A 23,591-nucleotide genomic window follows, 5' to 3' on the forward strand; every position below is an offset into this window, starting at 1 on the left:
GCGCCTGTCCCTCAAAAAAAGAAAATATTTAGGCGGCGATGGTTCAGAAATCATCGCCGCCTTCGTCTTCCGTTCCTGCAAATGCGACTTCTTCGTATTGATAGCCAAGGACATCAGCATGCGGTCGACTTCCTTCCTCGCGGCGCTAGCCGTTCTCCCCCTGGCCATTGCCGCCGCACAGGCGCAAGCCGTCCAGCTCGACGTGCCTGCCCAGCGGCTCGACGCGGCGCTCACCGATTTCGCCGAGCAGGCGGACGTGCGGCTGCTCTATGACGCTGGCCTGACCCGTGGCAGCGCCATGGTGCCGGCGCTCAAGGGCGACTATTCGGTGGTCGACGGCCTGCAGCGGTTGTTGGAGGGCAGCGGCCTGACCTTCCAGACCGGCAACGACGGCACCATCACCCTGGTGCGACTGCCCGAGCAGGGCGTGTTGGAGCTGGGCCCGACCACCATCAGCGGGCTCGCCGAAGGCCGTGTCGACCTGCCGGCCGAGTACGCCGGCGGGGAGGCGGCGCGGGGGGCCCGCATCGGCGTACTGGGCAATCAGGACATGCAAGATGTGCCCTTCGCCTTCTCCAGCTACACCTCCGAACTGATTGAGAAGCGCCAGGCGCAGACCCTGGCCGATGTGCTGGCCAGCGATCCGGGCGTGCGTCAGTCGTTCGGCTTCGGCAACTTCTCCCAGGTGTTCGTCGTGCGCGGGTTCCAGCTGTTCAGCGACGACATTGCCTTCAACGGGCTGTACGGCATTCTGCCGCGCCAGATCATCTCCACCGAGTCGGTCGAGCGGGTCGAGGTGTTCAAGGGGGCCAACGCCTTTGTCAATGGCGTATCGCCGTCGGGCAGCGGTGTCGGCGGGGCGATCAACGTGGTCTCCAAGCGTGCCGAAGACACCCCCACGCGCAGCGCCACCCTGGACCACGCCAGCGACAGCCGAGTGGGCGGGCACCTCGACCTGGGCCAGCGCTTCGGCGAGGACAACCGCTTCGGCGTGCGGGTGAACCTGGCCCAGCGCGAGGGCGAGACCGCGGTGGACGATGAGCACTCGCGCTTCAGCCTGGCCACCCTCGGTCTGGACTACCGCGGTGACCGTCTGCGCCTGTCCGCGGACCTCGGTTACCAGAAGCAACGGGTCAATGAGGGGCGCTCGGTGGTCTACCTCACCACGACGGGGCCTACCAGCACACTCAACGGCAAGACGCCGTCGGCACCCGACTCCGACCACAACTACGCGCAACCCTGGAGTTGGTCGCAGCTCGAAGACACCTATGGCATGTTCAGCGCCGAGTACGACCTGTCGCCCACCTGGACCGCCTACCTGAGTGCAGGCGGCAAATACACGCGGGAGAACGGTGTCTACGCCTCCAACTACGTCTACGGCGCGAATGGCGACGCCCGTATCGGCCGCCTCTATTCGCCGCTGGATCAGGAAACCCTGAGCGCCGTCACCGGGCTGCGCGGCGAACTCGCGACCGGGCCGGTCAGCCACAGCATCAACCTGGCCGCCAACGGCATCTGGCAGGAGAAGCGCAACGCGTTCGAGACCACCGCGGCGGGCAGTCGCGGCTTCGGCAATCTGTATCAGGGCCAGCCCGTCGCCGAGCCGCCGGCCACCAGCGTTTCCGGCGATATCCACGACCCGGACACCACCGCCAAGGTACAGAACCGTAGCCTGGCGGTGTCCGACACCCTGGGCTTGCTCGACGACCGCGTGCTGCTGACCCTGGGCGTGCGCCGCCAGTCCATCGGCGCCGACGCCTGGAACGCGGCCAGCGGTGCCCGCACCTCCAACTATCAGGAAAGTATCACCACGCCGGCCTATGGCCTGGTGATCAAGCCCACCGAGTACCTGTCGCTCTATGCCAACCGCGTCGAGTCTCTGCAGCAGGGCCCGACCGCGCCGGCCGCCGCGCTCAACAACGGCGAGATGTTCGCGCCCTATCGCTCCAAGCAGACCGAGATAGGCGCCAAGCTCGACTGGGGCACCTTCGGCGGCAGCCTCAGCCTGTTCCGCATCGAGCAGCCCCAGGGCGTGCTCGGCGGCGATGGCTACTACCGAGTGGATGCCGAGCAGCGCAATCGCGGCGTGGAGCTGAGCCTGTTCGGTGAGCCGCTGGACGGCTTGCGCCTGCTGAGCGGCGCCACCTGGACCAAAGCCGAACTTAGCGGCACCACCGGCGGTCGCGACGATGGCAACCAGGCAGTGGGTGTGCCGAAATTCCAGTTCAATCTGGGCGCCGACTGGGATGTGCCCGGCTTGCCCGGGGTGAGCCTGAACGGCCTGCTACTGCGCACCGGCGGCCAGTTCGTTGACAGCGCCAACGAGTACAGCATCCCCGCCTGGACCCGCGTCGACCTGGGCGCGCGTTATCGGACGAAAATGGAGGGCCGCGCGCTGACCTTCAACGCGATGCTGGAAAACGTCGCCGACGAGAACTACTGGGCCTCGGCCAACGGTGGTTATTTGACTCAAGGTGCACCGCGTACGCTGAAGGTATCGGCTACTGTTGATTTCTGAGGTTACTCACGATAGAGAGGCGCCGTCGCAAGCTGTGTGATCACGCGAAGTCGGTTTCGCCAAGCGCTCTGAGAGGCTGCATTTGCGGCCTCCGTCGTTATTGCTGTGATTGGGGCGATTGGAGCCTTTCGCATTAGGTAGGAATTGGTCAGAAGTAGCCGCTGGATAGAATAGTGGCAATGGGTGGCGTCAACGTATCCGTCCAGCCAAGTCATCTACCCATCCCCGACGATATGCGTCTGACAACGCAATGGCAGAAAGCCCTAGGCCTCATTATTTTCAACATTGGCTGTGGTGCATTCCCTCAGGATTTCGATGAATGCCTGCAACCCAGAGGGGATATGGCGATGTCCCGGGTAATATAAAAACAATCCTGGAATTGGCGGGCACCAGTCTTCCAGAACCTTCACAAGTCGCCCGTCAGCCAAAGATCGCGAGGCTACGCGCTCTGGCACGTAGGCGATGCCGAGTCCGGAAATGGCGGCGTCAGCCATGATTTCCGGGTTATCGAGGGTCAGCTGTCCTTTGGGATCGATGACCAATGACTGCCCATGCTTTTCAAACTCCCATCGATAAGGTTTACCACTTGGCATTCGGATGCCGATGCACTGATGTCGAAGCAGATCATCTGGGGTCAATGGGTATGAATGAGTCTTGAGGTAGTCCGGGGAAGCGACGGTTATAAACCGGATATCCGGGCCTATCGGGACGGCGATCATGTCTTGAGGTATTGACTCACCCAAGCGGATGCCCGCGTCGAAGCCGTCGGCAACGACATCAACCAGGCGACCATCGGTAACAAGATCGACCGACATCTGCGGGAAACGTTGCAGGAATGTCGGCAGGGCACACTCCATCAAAACGCGGGCAGCCTGATCGCTTGCATTGATGCGCAGGGTGCCGCTTGGAAGATCCCGATACTGATTAACTTCATCTACAGCCAGCGCAAACTCTCGCAACACCGGGCTCAACCGGCTCAGTAGGCGTTCCCCTGCTGCCGTCGGAGCGACGCTGCGTGTTGTGCGATTGAGCAAACGAATCCCGAGCCTTGCCTCGAGGGTTCTCATCAAATGGCTCAGCGTGGACGCAGACAAACCCAGCTCATCCGCCGCTTTGCGGAAGCTTCGGTGACCAACGATCAGCGCCAACGCACGTACATCGGTGAGCGACAGAGGGAATTCATTCATGGTTATTTTTCACCAGGTCATCCTCATTCTACTCGATAGTAGCAGCAGTCCAAGGCGCGTAGCGTTAGACCCTCGCAAGCCTGTCCGGCTCGCTCTGAGGAGAACATACCGATGAATAAAACCTGGTTAATCACTGGCAGCTCGTCCGGCATTGGCTTGGCGGTAGTTGAGCAATTGCTGGAACGAGGGGATCGCGTGGCGGCTACGTTGCGTGAACCTCAAGCACTCAGTCACTTGAAGGAACGCTATGGTGAACGGCTGTGGACAGCGGCACTGGATGTGAACGATACATCCGCCATTCGGAATGTCGTTAGCCGTGCATTCACTGAACTAGAACGCATTGATGTCGTGGTCAGCAGCGCAGGGTACGCATTATTCGGCGCCGCCGAGGAATGCAGTGACGAACAAATCGATCAGCAATTGCAAACTAACCTGGTCGGTTCAATCCAGTTGATTCGCGCTTGCCTGCCTTTTCTCCGTCGGCAAGGGGGCGGTCGAATTCTGCAAGTATCGTCGGAGGGCGGCCAACTGGCTTATCCCAACTTCAGCCTTTACCACGCCAGCAAATGGGGCATCGAGGGTTTTGTCGAATCAGTCGCGCAGGAGGTTGCACCATTTGGCATTCAGTTCACCCTTGTAGAGCCAGGCCCGACTCGTACGAACTTTGCCGCGGCCTTGGTCAGGCCTCCGGTGATGGCGGAATACGAACAGACGCCTGCCGGCGAAGTGCGTAGAGCGGTCGCCAGTGGCGCTTTCCCCCTGACAGGCGATCCGCAGAAAATGGCCAAAGCCATGCTGGGGATCGCCGAAGCCGAACCGGCGCCAAAACGTTTGCTGCTAGGCAGCGGTGCTTATGGACGTGTCCACGCAGCGCTGAGCCAGCGAGTGGCTGAGTTGGAGCAGTACAAGGGAATTGCAATGAGTACTGAGATCGAGTGAGTTCCGTTCAGGAAAAAGGGGGGTGGATATATTTTTCTGATAATAAATCTATCCCACTTTTCGGCTTTTTCGCACCTGTCGGATTTGATTGATTAATGAGGAGTGACCCGAGTGGACGTCGCTCTGGCACCTGGGTTAGCTTCCGTATCCGTTCATATTTTGGGCTCCGCAACCATGACTGATCGTCAGATCATTGTTCCAGATGGCATGAGATTGCTCTTCGAGCATGCTGGTTATGCACCAGCTGTAAAGGTGGGAAAAACTCTTTACTGTGCTGGTCAGGTAGGCCGGACGCCTGACTTAACAGTTATCGAAGACCCCGAGCAGCAGTTTCTGGCAGCATGGGAAAATCTCCGGCTCGTCTTGGAAGCCGGTGGCTGCGAATTTGAAGATGTCGTCGAAATGACCACTTATCACGTCGATATGCACCGCCACATGCCAATTTTCAGACGCGTGAAAGATCAAGTCTTTCCCAGGAGCACTTGTGCATGGACATGTATAGGTGTCAGCGAACTGGCGCGCCCTGGCCTTCTCGTGGAGATCAAATGCGTCGCCGTAGAGCGATAATTTTTCTGATAGGCACTTGATTATACAACCCTATTAACTCAGAAGAGTTTCGTACCTCATCAGGGAGGATGACCACCGTGGAGATTCAACCGATTACGCATATGCCGCCACAAATTTCCGCCCTTGAGAAAAAGGCCGTGGCAGAAGGTTTCAGGTTTATCACCCGACTGACTTCGGAATAGCATTCCGGCACCAATCGCTTTGATGCGCCAGGCGAATGCCTAATGGCAGCGTATCTGGATCGGCAACTGGTGGGCGTCGGAGGGCTGTCTGTTGATCCGTTCACGCATACCCGCACGGGAAGGCTGCGGCGTGTTTATGTGACTCCAGCGACGCTGCGGCTTCACACGAACTCAAGATGCTCATGCGACGCATATCGTGCAGCTAAGAAACCTCTGACTCTGGCAGGTATCGGCCAACAGCTGCCAGCCATGAGATGCCTTTTTCGACCCATAGCTGCCGGTCAGCATTGGCTAAAATCGGCCGATTTCTACCATGCTTACACTAAAAAATCCTTCAAAGTACCTTATTGTATTTGAACAAAATCTATTGTCGCCAAGGTGGTTGCGGCCGGAACTGATCCTGGAGGTAACGCAAAAAGTTGAGCGTTCGCGCGGGCAACCCCTCGCGTTGATGCGTCAGCGCAACAATATTGACATCTGGCGGTTTCCAACCAGGCAGTAGTCGTATCAACGTCCCCTCCGCCAGCGCATCAGCAACATCCCATTCAGAACGCATGATGATGCCGTGCCCTTCGCACGCCCATTGCCGAATAACATTTCCATCGTTGCAGCTCAACGCTGGGCGGATACGCACACTGAGTGTTTTACGTGCGCGCGTGAAATGCCAGAGGGTGACGTCTTCGTTGTTTTCCCGCAATGCAATGCAGGGCAGGGTAGCCAACTGGTCGGGATGTTCCGGCAGACCATACTGTTCAACAAAGGCGGGTGAAGCGCATACGTAGCGACGGTTGGGGGCGATGGAATGGCCCACCAGGTTGGAGGTGCGCAGTTCCCCAATATGGATAACGACATCAAATCGATCAGTCGCCTCGACCATCGGCTGTTCGGACAAACTCAATGCTATTTCTACGTCTGGATGCAGACGCTGAAAATTCGCCACCGCGGGCGCCACGTGCAGGCGCCCAAATCCGAACGGTGCGTTGACTTTCAACTTGCCAACGAAGCCACTGCGTCGCTCATGCAGGTCCGCCAGCAGAGTATCGAACTGCTCGACCAGCTCGGCCCCGCGCAGACACAAGAATTCGCCCTCATCGGTAAAGCGCAGCTGCCGGGCTGACCGATCCAGCAATCGAATCGACAGTTTTTTCTCCATTTGCTGAAGTCGCTGGGTCACGGCCGAGGGCGTCAGACCCAGCTTGCGTGACGCGGCCAACAAACTCTCGCTTTCCCGGATGACCAGGAGAAAGCGAATATCAAATGTCTCGTTCATTAAGAATCACTGAATATTAGAATTAATATTATTAAATTTTAATCTGAAGTCGGAAGTTTAGAATAGCGCTATTCCAGGAGACCAGTCATGTCCGCACTCACTCATATCGAAACCCCCGCCTTATTGCTTGATCGCGATCGACTCGATGCCAACATCCAACGGATGCGCAATAAGCTGGCAGCATTCAATGTGGTATTGCGTCCACACGTGAAGACCAACAAGTCGCTGGAAGTCACCGAGCGCCTGTTTGCAGGTGGGCGCGGGCCCATCACTGTTTCAACCCTGCGTGAGGCCGATTTCTTTTTCGAGAACGGGTTTACCGACATCTTGTATGGCGTTGGCATTGCGCCTAACAAATTCGCTCACGCCGCCACGTTGATCAGCAAAGGTGCGCAGCTCAAACTGGTACTCGACAATCTGGACACTGCCAGATTATTGGCCGACTTTGCTCAAACGTCGGGTCATGCTTTTGATGTCCTGCTGGAAATCGATTGCGACGGCCACCGCTCCGGTCTCGGCCCGCAATCGCCGCTGTTGGTGGAAATCGCGCAATTGTTGAGCACCAGAGGCGTCAGGCTCAGCGGCTTGATGACACACGCCGGCAAGTCCTACGACAGTCAGTCGATCGCTGAAATCGAGTCCTGCGCCCGGCAGGAACGCGCGGCGATTATCGATGCCAGCCAAATGCTCGCCGCTGCGGGTTTCAACATGACGATCATCAGTATCGGTTCGACACCCACGGCACTTTTTACTAAGGATTTAACCGGAGTAACTGAAGTTCGTGCGGGAGTGTTCGCCTTCTTCGATCTGGTCATGGCGGGCTTGGGTGTCTGCGATGTGCAGGATATTGCGGTCTCGGTTCTGACGACCGTCATCGGTCATCAGGCTGAGAAAGGCTGGATCATTACTGATGCGGGATGGATGGCACTTTCCCGCGATCGTGGTACCGCCAGGCAAGCGGTTGATCAGGGATATGGCGTCGTGTGTGACGCCACCGGCCAACCTATTGGTGACCTGATTGTCAGCTCCACGAATCAGGAGCACGGGATCATTTCATTGCGGGCCGGAACGCTTGAGCCCGCGCGCTTGCTGCCGTTGGGTACGCTTCTGCGGATCTTGCCGAATCACGCCTGCGCCACGTCGGCGCAGCACGGCGGTTATCACGTTCTCAGTGAGGGACGCAGTCTCGGTTACTGGCCGCGTATCACGGGCTGGTAATTCATTCACCAGAACTCAAAACTTGATCGGTCAAGGTGGGCGCATGAAGTTGATCACAGCAGAGAAACTGCCTGTGCCGGGTGGACATTACTCACACGGTGCAATGGCAGGAAAACTTCTTTTCATTTCCGGCCAGTTGCCGTTTCCAACGGATGCTCAGGAATTTCCTGAAGGAATAGAAGCCCAAACTCTCCAGGCAATGGCCAATATAGAAGCTGTGCTTCAGGCCGCTGGTGCGTCGTTGAGTCATTTGGTCAGCGTGCAAATCTACATCGTTGATGTTGCCTATTGGCCGATCGTCAATCTGGTTTATTCGACGTTGATGGGCGCGCACCGTCCCGCAAGAGTGATTATCCCGTGTGGTCCGCTCCATTATGGGGCTTTGGTGGAAATTTCAGCAGTCGCTGAACTGGCATGACTTTAAAGAAGGGCAGTCGTTATGAATTCAATTGAAAACAATGATCAGCAGGCTCCAGTCAAACTCGTCCTGTTCGATTTGCTCACCGCTTTGCTGGACTCGTGGACGCTTTGGAGTTCCGTTGCAGGCTCTGCTGAAATGGGACGCACCTGGCGCATGGCTTATTTGAAGGCGACTTACGGCTGTGGCGCTTACCGGCCTTATGAAACGCTGGTCGAAGAAGCTGCGATCAGTGTCGGACTGGGTAAAGAGGCCGCGCAAAATCTGGAGGCACGCTGGAGCGAGTTGCAACCTTGGCCCGAGGCTAAACGCGTGCTGACCGAGTTGGCTCCCCATTACAAACTGGGTGTGGTGACCAACTGTTCAGAGAAGTTGGGACGCATCGCGGCGGATCTTCTCGGGGTGCCGTTCGATGTAATTGTCACTTCTGAACAGGCCGGTTTTTATAAACCCGATTCGCAACCTTACAGACTCGCCCTGCAAGTAGCGGGTGTAGAGCCTGCTCACGCCCTATTCGTAGCGGGTTCGGCCTACGATTTATTTGGTACGGAGAAAGTCGGCTTGCCAACCTTCTGGCACAACAGAATAGGGCTCGACGCGCCGGCTGGTGCGCCTGATCCGCTGATCATGCGTCCTACCCTCGATAGCCTGCTTGAGGATATTAAAAACCTGAGCAAGACATAACCGTACTGCTGATCGCCGTCCTGCGCCCTGTCATCTTTAAATCAGAACCGACGGAGATGTTACTAATACAGCGTCTCCGTCGGGGTCTTGCAATAGGCCGCCAACACACGCGGCTGTTCCTGGTTTGAGGCGGGGTTAATGCACTTCGCCCAACTCAGCGGACTTTAACTTCAAAAAAATTCTTCCATCAAAGGAAGGTGTCTGTAATGGGTGCTGTGGTCCGAGGACTACGCACGCGTCCCAAGCGAGGTTCCGCCATGTCTGCTGAAACCCATATCCGCAAACCGTTCTACAAAATTCTGTATCTTCAGGTCTTGTTCGCGATTGCAATCGGCATCCTTATTGGCCATTTCTACCCGGAAACAGGTACCACGTTAAAACCGCTTGGTGATGGTTTTATCAAGCTGATCAAAATGATCATAGCCCCCATCATTTTCTGTACGGTGGTCACGGGTATCGCCGGTATGCAAAGCATGAAAGCGGTCGGAAAGACCGGTGGTTATGCGCTTCTTTACTTCGAAGTAGTTTCAACAGTCGCCCTGTTGATCGGGCTGGCCGTGGTCAACGTCGTTCATCCGGGCGCGGGTATGCATATCGATCCGTCTACGCTCGATGCGTCGGGCATTGCGGCGTACGCCGCCGCGGGAGAAAAACAGAGCACGATCCAGTTCCTGCTGAACATCATTCCTAATACGATTGTTGGCGCGTTTGCTGAGGGTGAGATCCTGCAGGTGTTGTTCTTCTCCGTATTGTTTGGTTACGCGCTGCATCGCATCGGCGACTATGGCCGTCGGGTTTTCGAGTTCATCGAGAGCATCTCTCAGGTGTTGTTCAGAATCATGGGCGTGGTGATGAAAGTCGCGCCAATCGGTGCGCTAGGTGCGATGGCGTTCACAATCGGTAAGTACGGTGTAGGTTCTTTAGTCCAGTTGGGCTACCTGATGCTGTGCTTTTACTTCACCTGCGTGGTTTTCGTACTGGGAATATTAGGCACGATCGCACATGTCCACGGCTTCAGCATCTTTAAGTTCATCAAGTACATCCGCGAAGAGCTACTGATCGTGCTGGGTACTTCGTCGTCCGAGACGGCGCTGCCACTGATGATCGTCAAGCTGCAAAAACTCGGTGCCCATAAGTCCGTCGTCGGTCTGGTCATCCCTACCGGTTATTCCTTCAACCTCGATGGTACTTCCATTTACCTGACCATGGCGGCGATCTTTCTTGCCCAAGCCACTGATACGCCCATGGACATCACGCACCAAATCACTTTGCTGCTGGTCTTGCTCATTACATCAAAAGGCGCGGCAGGTGTGACGGGCAGTGGCTTCATCGTATTGGCGGCGACGCTGTCGTCGGTAGGGCATGTGCCGGTTGCGGCGCTGGCCTTGATTTTGGGTATCGACCGCTTTATGTCCGAAGCGCGGGCGTTGACCAATCTGATCGGCAACGGCGTAGCGACAATCGTGGTCGCCAAGTGGTGTGGGCAGTTGGACGAAAAGGTGCTCCAAAAAGGTCTAGAAGAAGGCCCAGGAGTAGCGGCTATCGCTTTGCCGACAACACGAGTTCCCAAAAAAACTGTGCGTACTTGATCTAGCCATGTGAAGAAGGCATATCCTTGCGACGGGTTTTTGCATATGCCAATCAAGCCGGGCGTTATGCACCGCCAGGCGGCCATCCCGCATGCTCAACATTATCAAGGTCCGCTTCTGGCCGATTGTGTTGAAAAAGTCGGTTTTTCCAGGCTGCCGTGTACCGACTGCTGAAAATGCCTTTCTTGCGCGCTGCTACGTGAAATCTGAGCCCGAAGCCCTCTGTTCAAAAATAAGGATTTCAATCTCAGGCGCGTACTTTTCTGCCGTGGAAACGGTGGCCGACTTTTTCAACAGATTCGGCCGAAAGCCGCCGGTCATGATCGGCAGCTATTGACCCAAAGCAATTTGTCGTGGAAGGCTGCTCTAGGCTCCGAGCAGTCAGTCGACCTTTGAAATAAATCCGTCCCCTTTCACGATGCCGCTGATGCTCAAGGACGTTACTGTCCATGGGATCGGCACCGGTAGCCGGCACGCCCTGGAAAATCTGATACGCGCCGTCGACCAGATCGGTTTGAAGCCTGTCATAGATGTTCGTTACACCATGGTCGACGTCCTGCCCGCCTTCGATCACTTGGGGCGTGGGGCGTTCGGCAAAATCGTCATCGACATGGCGTGACGAACCATCAGCCTATGCGCTCGCCCCTCCGCCCACGGTCAGGGTGATGCGAGTCACCCGGTCTGCGGCAGGGCTTGTAAGTCACTCGACTCAGGTTACGGCCAACATAGAACTCAATACACTCTGGCGAGCCGGCTCTTCGGACGGCGTCCCCAGCAGAACACTGCATCGCGAGCGCAACCAACGTTCGCCCGCATCATTGTGGGCAGCCCCTCTCCAGACCATCGATAGCTCTTGCTGAGGCAGCGAAAGGGGCACCGCTTCCGCTCTCATGCCACAGGTGCCAGACATTGCTTGGGCTACGTAATCCGGCACGATGACAATCATTTCACTGCCTGCAAGTAACATGGGCAAGGCGCTGAACTGAGGCACCGCGAGAACGACCTTGCGTTGACGCCCAATCAAGTGGAGGGCGCGGTCGGCATCCTCAATAACATTACCCATGGATGACACAACGGCATGGGGCCGACGGCAGAACTCGTCCAGGTCCAGTTCACCGAGCTTAGAGTCAGCCCGTAGCAACATCGGGTGAATCGAGCGTAAACCTTTACACCGAGTATTGGCTGGCAATTGCAACGTATGGCTGATACCAAGGGAAATCTCCCCGGAGGCGAGCAGTTGTGGTAATTGCCATTGATCGGCGCGGCGAACCACAAGCCTTATATTCGGTGCTTCAATGCGCATACGGCGCAGCAAACAGGGCAACAAGACGTATTCGACGTCATCGGGAAGGCCGATATGAAAGGTGGCTTCACTGGTCGTGGGGTCAAACGCCTGACACTGACTCAGCGCGGCAGCGATGCTGTCGAGCGCGGGCGTCAGATTGGAAAATATCTCCTGGGCGCGCGAGGTAGGTTCCATCACTCGCCCCGTGCGAATGAACAAGGGATCATCGAACAGGTGTCGTAAACGCCCCAGGGCAGCGCTGATGGTCGATTGACTCAGGAGCAGTTTCTCGCCGACACGACTGACATTTCGTTCGTACATCATCGTTTCGAAGACAACCAGCAGATGGATGTCGGCGCGACGCAGATCATTCCTGTTCATCATGTTAAGCACCTACGAGTTGTACATTCGCAACTGTCGAACCGCTCTTCTCCTGCCAGCAAGCAGCGAAGTTATTGTTGCCAAGTGACACGACATGAATATCGGCGGTGTAGCTACGAATGCATGGCTCTTTCTTGATCCCGAACCAGCTGTACCGGTGCCGGGTATCAATCTTCATGGGGGGGCCTACCTTGTCTGTTGCGGATTGTCGGCGAGGGTTCAGCCCTTCGATCGAGGTCGTTAATCTGCCCCTACCGTAAAGGGGGCTGCGTTCATTGATGTCTTCACGGTCCACGAACCGGACTGTCGGAACGAACTGGCAGACGCATAGGTATCTTCCATGAACTGGAAGTCAGTCATCTTTCCGTCACGAACCTTGGCATGGATGGAAAACGGTGATGTAAACACTTGGTCGACCGCTACGGAGCGGTAGGTGAACTTACCGAAAATCGCGACATCCTCGCCGGAGGCGATTTTGGTAGAGATGGTGAAGTCTTCGATCTTCCAGTAATCCGAGACTTGCATGAATAACGAGCTGAAGGCTTTCGGGCCTTTGTTGGTGCCTGTCCAAGGCAGGATTTTTTTGAGTTCTGGGTTATCGAAGTTGAGGGAAACGTAGGTTGCGTCTGGAGCCGCCAGCCTCTGTGCAGCTGCTTCAACTTTATCGGGCGCAGTATTGGCCAGGAATTCCATGACAACCGAGAGAGAAGCAGCGGACTGCGCTTCGTTAGTCGACTGTGCCGCCACAGGGGTGGCAGTTAAAATAGACGCGGTAAGCGTAATAGCCGCAACGAGCGACTTGATTTGGGAAATTGTGATCATAAGCTTTCTCTGTTCTTAACTACCGTTGGCGGTTCGTGGAAACCAAACACGCGCCGTAAGTACTGGTATGTACACGGCGACTGGGAGTTGGTACCTGAGCAAAGCCTATGCCATCGGCGTGATATCTATAAAAAGCTTATATTTTTCAACAGGATAAGTTTGTTGATGATGCCGCTTAGACCGAATCCAGCGTTTAGCGGAGGGCGCTGCATTGATCATTTAGTAAAACGATTGTAATGAGTGTGGATTTGATCAATGCCGCTGAGGCGCTTGTGGCGGGCAGGCCATAATTGACAGGGTCCCGCCCGGGAAGGCGGCTAATAGAAGTCAGTCGGCGCCACCGTCGTCGAGGATGCCGCTTTTCTTCAGGCGATAAGCCAAAGTGCCATTCGGGACAGATATATTAATTAGCACCAACTGGCGGCCAGCATTACCGATTGCAATGGCTTCACAACCTGTTCCTCTTGAGATGGGTTGGCGGGCGACCGTGGCAGTCGCCCGCTGGGTGGTCAGATTTGCGCCTGGCCGCCGTCAACAAACAGCTCGATACCGTTGACGAAGCTGGCGTCATCCGAGGCCAGGAACAACGCGGCGCTGGCAATTTCATCCGCTTCACCGACACGCCCCATGGGGATCAGCGACGCCATGTAGTCGAGCAAGCCCTGCTGCTGAGCGGCATCGGGACCGGCCAACTCCACCAGGCCAGGAGTGCGGGTGGCGCCGGGGCTAATGGTGTTGATACGCACCTGGCGGTCTTTCAAATCCAGAATCCAGTTGCGTGCAAAGGAGCGCACGGCGGCCTTGGACGCGGCGTACACACTAAAGGCGGCGGTGCCCGAGCTGCCCGCCGTGGAGCCGGTGAGAATCACCGAGGCTTTTTGGGCCAGCAGCGGCAGCGCTTTTTGCACGGTGAACAGCACGCCTTTTACGTTGCGATTGAAGGTGTCGTCGTACTGCTGTTCCGTGATGTCACCGAGTGGCAGCATGGAGCCGCCACCCGCATTGGCGAACAGCACATCGATTCGGCCGTGGGTCGCGCCAATCTGGCGATACAACGCGTCCAGCTGATCGAGGTTGGCTGAGTCCACCCGCACACCGGTGGCGTTGCCAACAGCGGCGACAGCGGCGTCCAGTTCGGCTTGGCGACGGCCCGTGATATAGACATGGGCGCCTTCCTGAGCGAAGCGTTTGGCAGTGGCCAGACCGATGCCTGTACTGCCGCCGGTCACCAATGCAATTTTGCCTTCGAGTTTGTTAGCCATGGTGTTTCTCCCGTATTTCGATTGAGTGAGTTGCGGTGTGGGAGAAGCTTATCGACGGGGCAAAACATTCAAAATAGAATTGTATGAAACCTATCGTTGCAGAAATGAAATGAGCAATCTTCCAGATTTCGAAGGGTTGGCGATGTTTGCCAAGGTGGCCGAAGAAGGGTCGTTCGCTGGCGCAGCGCGGGTCATGAGCGTGTCGGTGCCAACGGTATCGCGGGCGGTCGCGCGGCTGGAGGAACGCTTGGGCGGGCGCTTGTTCAACCGCACTTCGCGGCAACTGGCACTCACCGAATTCGGCGCGAGTATGGCGGCCAAGGCGGGGGAGATTTATCGGCAGGCTGAAGAAGTGGAAAGTGAGGCTCAGGAGTTATCGGTCCAGCCCCGCAGCCAAGTACGCCTTGCGATCCCCATGTCGTTTGGCCTGCGTTGGGTGGCACCGCTGATGCCGCAGTTGATCCGGCAGTATCCCGAGCTGTCGATTGACCTGCACCTTTCAGACGCCTCGGTAGACCTGATCGCCGAGGGCTTTGACGCGGCGTTACGCATTGCCGTATTGCCGGACTCCTCGCTGGTTGCGCGGCGTCTCTGCGCTGTCACCCAATACCTGGTCGCCTCACCGGCTTATCTAGATGCCCATGGCCACCCTGGCCATCCCCGCGAACTGGCGGCCCGCACGTGCCTGAGTTATGCCTACCGAGCCCGCAGCCAAGTATGGCGGTTCACCCATAAGGACGGCACCGAAGAAGACGTGGTGCCCAGCGGCCCGTTAAGAGTGACCAACTCGGATGCGTTATTGCCGGTGTTGCTTGAAGGCCTGGCCATCGCCGAACTGCCGGAGTTTATTGCCAGCGAATACTTGGCGGATGGGCGCTTGGTCGTGGTGCTACCGGAATGGAGCATGGCCCGTGGTGGCCTGTACTTCGTCACCCCCTCGGCCCGCACACGGCCGGTAAAAATCAAAGCGCTGTCGGACTTCTTCGCCGAGCATTTAAGCGAGCCCGTATGGCGATGGCCGTCATGAGACGATGCGGGCAGCTCTTTCAATTATGAAATGATGACTTTCATTAACTGCTATTTTTGAAACCGAGTGGATCCCTTAACGTGGTTTGGTCGGCACAACACAGCGTGCCATCCAATTATTCGTTTCGGGAGAAAGTCGTCATGAAAAATGCCGTGGAATTACTTCAACAGTACTTGGATGCCATCCAGACGCCATACTTGGCAGCGGCCCTGTTCGCCGAGGACGGCGTGCTGGAGCTGCCCTACCTGGAGTCGCTCGGCATTCCACACAGCGTGAAGGGGCCTGCAGCGATCGAGGGTTTTATCGGCTCATTGCTCGGTAAAGTGCCGGATTTCAAATTCCACAATGTGCGCTTTTTGATCGACACCCCCGATCAAGTGTTTGCCGAATACAGCGTAGAGGCGCTGGTGCCTGCCACAGGCCTCATCTACCGGCAGATGTACGCAGGCCGCCTAGTGGCCAAAGACGGCAAAATTCAGCTGCTGCGCGAATCCTTGGATACCGTGGCCGCTGCCAAGGCGTTCGCGCCGGTTGAGGCGGCGTAAGGCTATTAAACTGCGGCACTAAAACTCGTGGCTATAACCGCTTCTACTGAAAACCAAATGTCTTGTGGGAAAGGCTTTAGCCTCGATCCTTTCGTTCTTGGCTGGGTGGCAGAGACTGTCTGCTTCTGGCCGATTCCGTTGAAAAAGTCGGATTTTTAGCTCGCCTGAACCCAGGTACGACCACCGCCGGAGAACCTGGTTTTATCCGACTCTTGACGGGTCATTCCCAGCCCAGTTTTCTGTAGGAAGTCTTGTCTTGTTCGGGAAAGTCCGTCAGGTATTCGCCCCACTGCATGTGCGCATAATATTTGGTCATCGCTTCAAAGTGACTTTCAGCCTCGACCTCCCAAACAAGCTTCGCTTCCGAATGCATGAGCGCACGCGCACCATCACCTTGAGCACCGGCTAGACAAAAGGTCTGACAGCCATCAGGTTCCTGCCAAAGTTCATGATTCATATTCGAGGTTCTGTTTTTAAGGTCGTTATGGTGCCCGAAACTCTGATGGAACGGCCGTTATGGATCGGCTCCGTAAAAGAGACTGCATCCGAACGCCGACTTGTTCAACAGCATCGGCCGATAGCTGTCATTCACAGCTACCTGCGTATACCGCTTAATCGCCTGCTATCACTCTCCCTTGCCCATGGATTCTGCTCGCATCCTGCGACGGAGGAAGGCCAAACACCTTTGCATAGTCTCGGCTGAACTGCGTCGCGCTTTCATAGCCGACCTCGAAAGCAGCCGCCATGACACTCTTCGCATTCGCCACCATCAGTGTTCTGGCCTGGAGCAGGCGCACGCGCTTCTGATATTGCAACGGGCTCAGGTTGGTGACGGCTTTGAAGTGGCGATGGAACGCCGAGACACTCATGGATGCTCGCTCAGCCAGGCGCTCGACGCCGATGGGCTGGGCGAAGTCGCGACGGATCCACTGGACCGCGAGGTTCACACGGGCCATCGCGCTGTCGGGCGCTGCGATCGCTCGCAGCATCCAGCCAAGGGGGCCTTGAAGGACGCGGAAAATGATTTCCCGTTCGTACACCGAGGCCAGTGCTGCGATGGCATCAGCGTCACCCATTAGCCTCAACATTCGACCCCAGGCGTCCATGAGTTCAGTGGTCATCGATGCGACCGAAAACCCGGAGTGGGCGTCGACGCGATTGGCAGGTTTGGGCAGGTCGGCGAACAGGGTGGATAACACCGTCGGGTCGAGCGTCAGGCTGACGGCCAGATAGGGCTCTCCGGTTTCGGCAGGGTGTACCGAACCCACGGCGGGCAGGTCGATGGACATCACGAAGTAGGTCGCAGGGTCGTACCGCAATGTGCGGTCGCCCACGGTCATGCTTTTGCTGCCTTGAAGAATCACGTTGATCATAGGGTCATAGACCGCCGCGAGCATGTGCTCAGGGATCTTGCCCTTGACCATGGCTACGCGGGGAATGCCGGTTTCCGTTCGCCGGTTTTCGGCGTTGGCCGCGAGTGATCTCAGTTCGTTCAGTTGATTGTCCATGACGTGCATGCTGAGGGCAGACGCTGGTGTGCTGCAAGCAAAAAGTAGAAACAGGCAGGTTTCGAGCAGGAACGGGTGCGTTCAGTGCTACGGTGATCAGTACTCTGGATCCACATTTACCCCAGAGGAACAGCACATGAGCGTAATCGTCATTACAGGTGGGAGTCGCGGCATCGGGGCCAGCGCCGCCGAGCATATTGCTCAACGGGGCATGGGCGTCATCCTGACTTATAACAGTCATCCAGAAGCAGCCGCTTCGGTCGTTGAGCGCATCGAGCACGCGGGAGGCAAGGCGGTTGCGCTCAAGCTTGATGTGTCTGACGTTGCAAGCTTCTCCGGGTTTCGTGGGGCAGTAGCACTGGCCTTGCGCGAAACCTGGGGCCTCACCACCCTCAGTGGCTTGGTCAACAATGCTGGATATGGTCTGTTCAATCCCTTGGCCACCGTCAGCGAAGCGCAGTTCGATGGTCTGTTCAATGTTCATCTCAAAGGCCCGTTCTTCCTCACGCAAACATTGCTGCCGCTGCTGGCGGAGGGTGCGAGTATCGTCAACCTGACCAGCGCGACCACTCGTGTCGCCACGTCGGGTGTGGCGCCTTACGCAGCGTTCAAGGGTGGGCTCGAAGTGCTCACGCGTTACATGGCCAAAGAGTTTGGCGAACGACGGATTCGGGCCAACACTGTGTCACCCGGCGCGATCCGTACCGAATTGGGCGGCGGCTTGAGCGATGAATTTGAGGCCTTGCTAGCGGGGCAGACCGCGCTCGGCAGAGTGGGTGAACCGGAGGACGTTGCGCGCGTGATTACCATGTTGCTGTCGCAGGACGGCGGTTGGATCAATGCCCAGACCATCGAAGTCGCTGGCGGCTACAACATCTGACCCGCCGGCAGCTACACCACTTGAGGAGCACGCAATGCTGGATCATGTCTTTTTGTCGGTCAGCGACATTACCCGTTCCATCCGCTTCTACGAAGCGGCGTTGATCCCGTTGGGTATCACCGCGCGCCTGGACTATGACGGCAAGGACGGCCCGCCGGGGCATCCGGACCTCAAAGGCTTCGGTGCCAATGGCCGGATTGTTTTCTGGCTGCGTGAAGGGGTCACCGAGGGACGCGCCGCCCATGTGGGTTTCGTCGCCAAGAGCAAGGCTGAAGTGGATGCCGCCTACGCCGCAGCCATGAAGGAGGGCGCGGCCGACAACGGCGCGCCAGGTGCGCGTCTGCACTACGACCCGGATTACTACGCCGCCAATGTGCTGGACCCGGACGGGTACAGCCTGGAATTCGTCTACAAAAAATGGCAGCACGTCCAATGAGCACGCTGCTGATATACGGCGCCGCCGGTTATACCGGTCGCATGGCGGCTGAGCGGGCAAAAGCGCTAGGCCTGCGTTTCGAAATCGCCGGGCGCAATCATGCGCGCCTGGTGGCACTCGCCGCGCAGTTGGCCGTGCCGTATCGGGTGTTCGATGCCGACGCGGATGCGGCGGGCTCGTTATCTGGAATCTCGGTCCTGCTCAATTTCGCCGGACCCTTTGCGCACACCGCAGAGCCGTTGATGCGCGCCTGTATCAAGGCTGGAATCGACTATCTGGACATCACCGCCGAGATCAATGTCTATCGGGTGGCCGAGCGGCTGGGCGCGGAAGCCGTCTCACGTAATGTCATGCTGCTGCCGGGCGTCGGGTGGGACGTTGTACCGACGGATTCGCTGGCGGTGCATGTCGCCAAGCGTGTCGAACAGCCTTTTGCCCTGAGCATTGCGCTTCAGGTTCCCGGCTCAATGTCCCGAGGCTCGGCGATGAGCGTCAGTGAAATAATGGGCGCCGGTGTGCTGGCCAGGGTCGATGGCGAACTGGTCGAGACACCCGATGCAACGCCCCGTCATTTCGACTTCGGTGAGGGGCCGGTCCTCTGTGTGCCGCTGTCTTTTGGCGATCTGGTGACGGGCTGGCATTCGACCGGCATCCCGAACATCGCGATGTTTGTGCACATCGCGGGTGACGCGTTCCCAGAAGGCGACCTGTCGCAAATGCCGGATGGCCCCACTCAAGCGCAGAGGGAGGCTCACCCTGCGCGGGCAGTGATTGAGGTCGTGGGTGTCGACGGGACAATCGTGCGGTCGGTGATCGAAACCGTGAACGGCTACTCTTACACGCCGTTGGCGGCGGTGGAGGCGGCGCGACGGGTACTCACGGGTGATCGCCTGGCGGGTTTCGCAACGCCAGCCAGGGTCTTCGGTGGCGGGTTTGCCGAGAGTATCGAAGGGACGTTGATCTCGGATTTTTGAGGTGATTCACCCGATTGCCGTCAGCCTGCGGCGGGGAGGGGAGACTTGAATCTCGCTGCATCCCGCGCAGGGGGCAGACCAAACAATCTTGCGTATTCACGGTTGAATTGTGAGGCGCTTTCATAGCCCACGGCATAGGCGATTGACGTCGCGTCCAGTGTGTCGAACAGCAGCAGCCACCGCGCCCGGAGCAAGCGCAGGCGTTTCTGATACTGGATCGGCGTCATGGCCGTTACTGATTTGAAGTGCCGATAGAAGGCCGCCGCACTCATTTCCGCCATGACTGCCAGCGGCTCTACCCGAAACGGCTCGGTATAGTGGTCTCGAATCCATTGGGTGACGCGGCGGATCTGCGCCATCCGCCCATCCGGCCGCGCGATGTCACGCAGAATCCCACCCAACGGTCCCTGCAAGGCGCGGAACAGAATCTCCCTTTCGATCATCGGCGCCAGGATCGCAGCCTCGTGGGGATGATCCATGAGCCGCATCATGCGCAGCCACGCATCGATCATTTGCGCAGGCGCGAGGACGCCTTCAAAACAGGTATTCTCCGGTGGCCTTGGCGTTTTGCCTTCGTCCATCAACAGCGCGGCGATCACATCCGGGTCTAGCGTCAGGCTGACCGCCAGATAGGGCTGGTCAACTGCGTCTGCGTTAATCTGTCCCGTGGCAGGCACTTCCACAGGCACTAGAAAATAGTGGCCTGCCGAATACCTGGAAATTTCTTCTCCAATCGACAAGGTCTTGGTGCCCTGAAGTACCAGGTGCAGCATCGGTTGATAGACCTGACTTGCACAGGCCTCGGCACGCACCATCGCCACGCGGGGTAATCCGGTCTCGGTCCACTTGTCTTGCGCTCGCATCACGATGCGGCGCAGGTCTGCCATTGATTGATCCATGCCGCCCACCGTGAGCCATATCCCAGACCATAGCAAGCCAACTGAGAAGAATAGGCAAGCATGTGCGATTAACCGGCAAACGTCGTCGCTGTCGATGCCCGAATACTGATGGCAAGCGGCGCGTTGCCTTGCGGTTTTCCATACCAAAGACCGACGCAGCCATTTGTCACGTAACTTCAAAAGGGCACGTCATGAAACTCGAAGGAAAAATAGCGGTTGTCACCGGCGCATCCAAAGGCATTGGCGCTGGGATTGCCAAGGCTTTGGCAGCGCAGGGCGCAACGGTCATCGTCAATTACGGCACCAGCCAGGCGGATGCCGATGCCGTGGTCGCCGGGATCGAGGCCAACGGCGGAACAGCGCTCGCCGTGCAGGCAGACATGAGTCAGGCGACCGATGTGGTGCGCCTGTTTGAAACGGTCCGTGCGAACTACCGTACTCTGGATATCCTGGTCAACAATGCCGGTGTTGCAGTGTTCGAGATGATCGATGACCTAACCGAAGAAGCCTTCCATAAGCAATTCAACCTGAATGTGCTGGGCTATCTTCTGGCGGTGCGTGAGGCGGTCAAACTGCTTGGGCCGAATGGCAGCATCATCAATATCAGCTCGATCCTCAGTACCGACCCCTATTTGGCGTCGAGCGTGTACTCGGCTACCAAAGGCGCGGTCGATACCTTGACCTTCGCACTGGCAAGGGAGTTGGGCGCGCGGGGCATCAGGGTCAACTCGATTCTGCCAGGCCATACGAACACCCCGGCTACCGATGGTAACTTTACGGGTGAGCTAGGAGAGAAGCTGTTGGCTGGAACCCCGCTGGGACGTTTTGGGGAGCCTGAGGACATTGCACCATTGGCCGTGTTTCTGGCATCTGAAGATTCGCATTGGGTAACCGGCGAATCCATCCGTGCTTCGGGCGGTGTTCGTGGTGTGGGGTACTGACTTGCCGGGCTAAATCCGGGTGATAAACATCTCTATCCAGAGCAAGCGCTTACGATGGCGCCGTGCCAAGGGGCGTTTCGTTATTTGGGCGCGGCTGAGCCAATGGGAATACACGGATTGGTCAACTTAGAGCTGCCCCGTGATAGGGGGTGAAGTGACTCTTCACGCTAACGAGTGTTGATGGAGTTGTGGCACGCTCGGTGATCGACGATCAACAGCTACGCATTCACGTTGCTTGCGGCGAAAGATGCGGCACGGAGAGTTTTGAGCGGCGAACTAGCCGGGTTTTCAACCCCGGTGACCGTTTCAGGCGTTGAGTCAGCCAGTAAGATCGTCAGGACGATGATCACGGATTGGTAGTTTTCCAGCCTGCGAGCTAGCCAGCTCGTGAGCAATGAAACGACCCGCCGTCTGCGCAACCTCAATTAGCCTTTTGCGGGGCATGCCATTGCACGCGGCTGCTGATAGCCCGCGTAAGGTGATCGAAAGGTAGTCGGTCAGGCATTGCGCTTTATCGGGAAGCGCTCGGTCAAGATAATCCCGGATCGCTTTGACGCCCCCATCGGCCAAGGTTTGCGCCATGTTGCGGGCAACCTCATCGTCCGCCCGCATGCCCTCGGTGATCATGCAGCCTCGTAAGATAGGGTCTTTTCCGTACTGCTTCGCTGCCGCGACCAGCAAGGCGGCGAGCGCTTCAGGCACTGGCCGATCCGGTGCCAGCAGTTTGTCCAGCGGCAGGGCATGTTCACTGGCGTAGCGCAGCATGGCTTTTTCGAACAGCTCAGCCTTGCTGCCATAAGCCGCATAGAAGCTTGGCGGCTTGATATCCATGGCTTCGACCAGATCCGTGAGGCTCACCGCATCGAAGCCGTGCTCGTGGAACATGGCCTGGGCAATGGCGACTCCAGCCTCTCTGTCGAAAGCAGGCCGGCGTTGGCGGATTTTGTCGTTCATGAGGATCTCGTTGGAGTGCTCGCAATTGTAGCGGTCGCTATATGACAGAGCAACTGCACTGCGCTGAATGCTGGATTTATATAGCAATCACTAAATAGCTTGCGTCGTTCGTTAGCGCTATGTAGTGTTCGCTATATAAGTTCATTCCTCCAGCACACAGGAGCATCAGCATGCCGTTTCAAGACAAAGTCGTTCTCGTGACCGGAGGCTCCTCGGGATTGGGCCTCGCCATTGCCCAAGAGCTGGCAGGACAGGGCGCCACTGTGGTGATTACGGGGCGTCGGCAGGAACAGCTGAACGAGGCGCTCTCAAGCCTCGGAGAGCGGGCCAGCGCGGTGGTTGCGGATGTCTCGGTTTTAGCCGATCTCGCGACGTTGTTCGCCGAGATCAAACATCGCCATGGTCGAATCGATGTGCTCGTCGCCAACGCCGGTATGGGTGAGATCGCCCCACTGGGCAGCATCACCGAGGCGTATTTCGACCGCGTATTCAGTACCAATGTGAAGGGCGTGACCTTCACTGTTCAGGGCGCGCTGCCGCTCATGGCAAAGGGGAGCAGCATTGTCATCATTGGCTCCACGGCCTCTATCGATCCCGGCCCCGGCTTGAGTGTGTACGGCGCGACCAAAGCCGCACTGCGAACACTGGTGAGAAGCTGGACGCTCGACATCAAAGGCCGCGGGATACGCATCAACCTACTAAGCCCGGGTCCAGTGGATACGCAATCGCTGCGCAACATGCTCGCGGAGCACGCTGAAGAGGTGATCAAGTCCTTGAGTGAAAAAAGCACTATCGGGCGTATCGGCCAGGCCCATGAAATTGGTGCTGCCGTGGGGTTCCTTGCCAGTGATGCCGCCAGCTATGTCAATGGCGTGGAATTGTTCGTTGATGGTGGGGCGTCGCAGAGCTAATAGGCCTCGCAGCTACCTGCTCGACGTGAACCTAGGTGTGTATGCGTCGAGCCTCGAAACGGCTCAACGCTGGCCAAGAGGCTGGCAACCAACGCACCAAAATTAGCGTTCTTCAGAAGTCATATTGGCTCACAGCCAAGGCCCTGTGCTGAGCGCGTCAAACGTGTGGTCAACGCTATACCTCTCTATTTAAG

The 23,591-nt window shown here is 57.4% G+C and carries 26 protein-coding genes; 16 read left to right on the forward strand and 10 right to left on the reverse strand.

Annotation, left to right across the window (positions count from 1 at the left end; all coding sequences use genetic code 11):
* Positions 1-118: 118 nt before the first annotated feature.
* A complete protein-coding gene (locus tag BLO80_RS12395; RefSeq protein ID WP_092328145.1) occupies positions 119-2,518 on the forward strand; it encodes a TonB-dependent receptor in 2,400 nt (799 codons plus the stop codon).
* Between the two features lie 263 nt (positions 2,519-2,781).
* On the opposite strand, the gene BLO80_RS12400 is transcribed toward BLO80_RS12395, so the two are convergent.
* Entirely contained in the window at positions 2,782-3,705 is a 924-nt protein-coding gene (locus tag BLO80_RS12400; RefSeq protein WP_092328143.1) for a LysR family transcriptional regulator, read from the reverse strand.
* Positions 3,706-3,816: 111 nt separating this feature from the next.
* Here BLO80_RS12400 and BLO80_RS12405 point away from each other — a divergent pair, with 111 nt between their 5' ends.
* Both BLO80_RS12405 and BLO80_RS12410 read left to right on the forward strand, forming a co-directional pair.
* The gene (locus tag BLO80_RS12405) at positions 3,817-4,644 is read left to right on the forward strand and encodes an SDR family oxidoreductase (RefSeq protein ID WP_092328142.1); all 828 of its coding nucleotides are present in this window, start codon (positions 3,817-3,819) and stop codon (positions 4,642-4,644) included.
* 174 nt (positions 4,645-4,818) lie between these two features.
* Positions 4,819-5,211, forward strand: coding sequence for a RidA family protein (locus BLO80_RS12410; RefSeq protein WP_092328231.1), 393 nt, complete (start codon positions 4,819-4,821; stop codon positions 5,209-5,211).
* Between the two features lie 546 nt (positions 5,212-5,757).
* Here the strand turns inward: BLO80_RS12410 and BLO80_RS12420 are convergent.
* Positions 5,758-6,663: a LysR family transcriptional regulator gene (locus BLO80_RS12420; RefSeq protein ID WP_092328140.1), complete on the reverse strand. Its 906-nt coding sequence runs from the start codon at positions 6,661-6,663 to the stop codon at positions 5,758-5,760.
* A gap of 87 nt (positions 6,664-6,750) precedes the next feature.
* Here BLO80_RS12420 and BLO80_RS12425 point away from each other — a divergent pair, with 87 nt between their 5' ends.
* The 6 genes from BLO80_RS12425 (at position 6,751) to BLO80_RS12450 (ending at position 11,191) form a co-directional block, all read left to right on the forward strand.
* Positions 6,751-7,881 (forward strand): alanine racemase, encoded by a 1,131-nt coding sequence (locus BLO80_RS12425; RefSeq protein ID WP_092328138.1) that lies wholly within the window; start codon positions 6,751-6,753, stop codon positions 7,879-7,881.
* Between the two features lie 43 nt (positions 7,882-7,924).
* Complete coding sequence (locus BLO80_RS12430; RefSeq protein WP_092328137.1) at positions 7,925-8,299, forward strand: RidA family protein; 375 nt, start codon at positions 7,925-7,927, stop codon at positions 8,297-8,299.
* Positions 8,300-8,320: 21 nt separating this feature from the next.
* Complete coding sequence (locus BLO80_RS12435; RefSeq protein WP_092328135.1) at positions 8,321-8,983, forward strand: HAD family hydrolase; 663 nt, start codon at positions 8,321-8,323, stop codon at positions 8,981-8,983.
* 257 nt (positions 8,984-9,240) lie between these two features.
* Positions 9,241-10,572 (forward strand): dicarboxylate/amino acid:cation symporter, encoded by a 1,332-nt coding sequence (locus tag BLO80_RS12440; protein ID WP_092328230.1) that lies wholly within the window; start codon positions 9,241-9,243, stop codon positions 10,570-10,572.
* A 91-nt stretch (positions 10,573-10,663) separates the two neighbouring features.
* A complete protein-coding gene (locus tag BLO80_RS29935) occupies positions 10,664-10,909 on the forward strand; it encodes a hypothetical protein (RefSeq protein WP_175459492.1) in 246 nt (81 codons plus the stop codon).
* A 90-nt stretch (positions 10,910-10,999) separates the two neighbouring features.
* The gene (locus tag BLO80_RS12450; RefSeq protein WP_175459493.1) at positions 11,000-11,191 is read left to right on the forward strand and encodes a hypothetical protein; all 192 of its coding nucleotides are present in this window, start codon (positions 11,000-11,002) and stop codon (positions 11,189-11,191) included.
* Positions 11,192-11,281: 90 nt separating this feature from the next.
* On the opposite strand, the gene BLO80_RS12455 is transcribed toward BLO80_RS12450, so the two are convergent.
* From BLO80_RS12455 to BLO80_RS12465, 4 genes are all read right to left on the reverse strand, one after another.
* Positions 11,282-12,241: a LysR family transcriptional regulator gene (locus BLO80_RS12455; RefSeq protein WP_092328133.1), complete on the reverse strand. Its 960-nt coding sequence runs from the start codon at positions 12,239-12,241 to the stop codon at positions 11,282-11,284.
* Between the two features lies 1 nt (position 12,242).
* Positions 12,243-12,416, reverse strand: a complete 174-nt coding sequence (locus BLO80_RS29940) for a hypothetical protein (protein WP_175459494.1) — start codon at positions 12,414-12,416, stop codon at positions 12,243-12,245.
* A gap of 62 nt (positions 12,417-12,478) precedes the next feature.
* On the reverse strand, positions 12,479-13,060 hold the full coding sequence (locus BLO80_RS12460; RefSeq protein ID WP_256574195.1) for a nuclear transport factor 2 family protein: 582 nt from the start codon (positions 13,058-13,060) through the stop codon (positions 12,479-12,481).
* Between the two features lie 509 nt (positions 13,061-13,569).
* Positions 13,570-14,322 carry an SDR family NAD(P)-dependent oxidoreductase gene (locus tag BLO80_RS12465; protein ID WP_092328132.1) on the reverse strand — a complete coding sequence of 251 codons (753 nt, stop codon included), beginning with the start codon at positions 14,320-14,322 and terminating at the stop codon, positions 13,570-13,572.
* Between the two features lie 109 nt (positions 14,323-14,431).
* On the opposite strand from BLO80_RS12465, the gene BLO80_RS12470 reads away from it, so the two are divergent.
* Positions 14,432-15,349 carry a LysR family transcriptional regulator gene (locus BLO80_RS12470; RefSeq protein ID WP_092328130.1) on the forward strand — a complete coding sequence of 306 codons (918 nt, stop codon included), beginning with the start codon at positions 14,432-14,434 and terminating at the stop codon, positions 15,347-15,349.
* Positions 15,350-15,489: 140 nt separating this feature from the next.
* On the forward strand, positions 15,490-15,894 hold the full coding sequence (locus BLO80_RS12475) for a nuclear transport factor 2 family protein (RefSeq protein WP_092328129.1): 405 nt from the start codon (positions 15,490-15,492) through the stop codon (positions 15,892-15,894).
* Positions 15,895-16,114: 220 nt separating this feature from the next.
* Here BLO80_RS12475 and BLO80_RS12480 read toward each other — a convergent pair whose 3' ends face one another.
* Together BLO80_RS12480 and BLO80_RS12485 are read right to left on the reverse strand one after the other, a co-directional pair.
* Entirely contained in the window at positions 16,115-16,351 is a 237-nt protein-coding gene (locus BLO80_RS12480) for a hypothetical protein (RefSeq protein ID WP_092304801.1), read from the reverse strand.
* Positions 16,352-16,505: 154 nt separating this feature from the next.
* Positions 16,506-17,402: an AraC family transcriptional regulator gene (locus tag BLO80_RS12485; protein ID WP_092328127.1), complete on the reverse strand. Its 897-nt coding sequence runs from the start codon at positions 17,400-17,402 to the stop codon at positions 16,506-16,508.
* A 136-nt stretch (positions 17,403-17,538) separates the two neighbouring features.
* Here BLO80_RS12485 and BLO80_RS12490 point away from each other — a divergent pair, with 136 nt between their 5' ends.
* Genes BLO80_RS12490 through BLO80_RS12500 form a run of 3 tightly spaced genes read left to right on the forward strand, consistent with a single transcriptional unit; the run spans position 17,539 to position 19,692 of the window.
* Positions 17,539-18,282 carry an SDR family NAD(P)-dependent oxidoreductase gene (locus BLO80_RS12490; protein WP_092328126.1) on the forward strand — a complete coding sequence of 248 codons (744 nt, stop codon included), beginning with the start codon at positions 17,539-17,541 and terminating at the stop codon, positions 18,280-18,282.
* Positions 18,283-18,316: 34 nt separating this feature from the next.
* Entirely contained in the window at positions 18,317-18,718 is a 402-nt protein-coding gene (locus tag BLO80_RS12495) for a VOC family protein (protein ID WP_092328124.1), read from the forward strand.
* Positions 18,715-19,692 (forward strand): saccharopine dehydrogenase family protein, encoded by a 978-nt coding sequence (locus BLO80_RS12500; RefSeq protein ID WP_092328123.1) that lies wholly within the window; start codon positions 18,715-18,717, stop codon positions 19,690-19,692. Before BLO80_RS12495 ends, BLO80_RS12500 begins: the two co-directional genes overlap by 4 nt.
* 20 nt (positions 19,693-19,712) lie before the next feature.
* Here BLO80_RS12500 and BLO80_RS12505 read toward each other — a convergent pair whose 3' ends face one another.
* Complete coding sequence (locus tag BLO80_RS12505; RefSeq protein ID WP_092328121.1) at positions 19,713-20,591, reverse strand: AraC family transcriptional regulator; 879 nt, start codon at positions 20,589-20,591, stop codon at positions 19,713-19,715.
* A gap of 191 nt (positions 20,592-20,782) precedes the next feature.
* Between BLO80_RS12505 and BLO80_RS12510 the strand changes: the two genes are divergently transcribed.
* On the forward strand, positions 20,783-21,532 hold the full coding sequence (locus tag BLO80_RS12510; RefSeq protein WP_092328119.1) for a glucose 1-dehydrogenase: 750 nt from the start codon (positions 20,783-20,785) through the stop codon (positions 21,530-21,532).
* Positions 21,533-21,850: 318 nt separating this feature from the next.
* Here BLO80_RS12510 and BLO80_RS12515 read toward each other — a convergent pair whose 3' ends face one another.
* Positions 21,851-22,486: a TetR/AcrR family transcriptional regulator gene (locus BLO80_RS12515; RefSeq protein ID WP_092328118.1), complete on the reverse strand. Its 636-nt coding sequence runs from the start codon at positions 22,484-22,486 to the stop codon at positions 21,851-21,853.
* Between the two features lie 170 nt (positions 22,487-22,656).
* Between BLO80_RS12515 and BLO80_RS12520 the strand changes: the two genes are divergently transcribed.
* Entirely contained in the window at positions 22,657-23,397 is a 741-nt protein-coding gene (locus BLO80_RS12520; RefSeq protein WP_092328116.1) for an SDR family NAD(P)-dependent oxidoreductase, read from the forward strand.
* Positions 23,398-23,591 lie beyond the last annotated feature (194 nt).

Source organism: Pseudomonas sp. NFACC56-3 (assembly GCF_900100025.1).
Classification (GTDB): Bacteria; Pseudomonadota; Gammaproteobacteria; order Pseudomonadales; family Pseudomonadaceae; genus Aquipseudomonas; species Aquipseudomonas fluorescens_AA.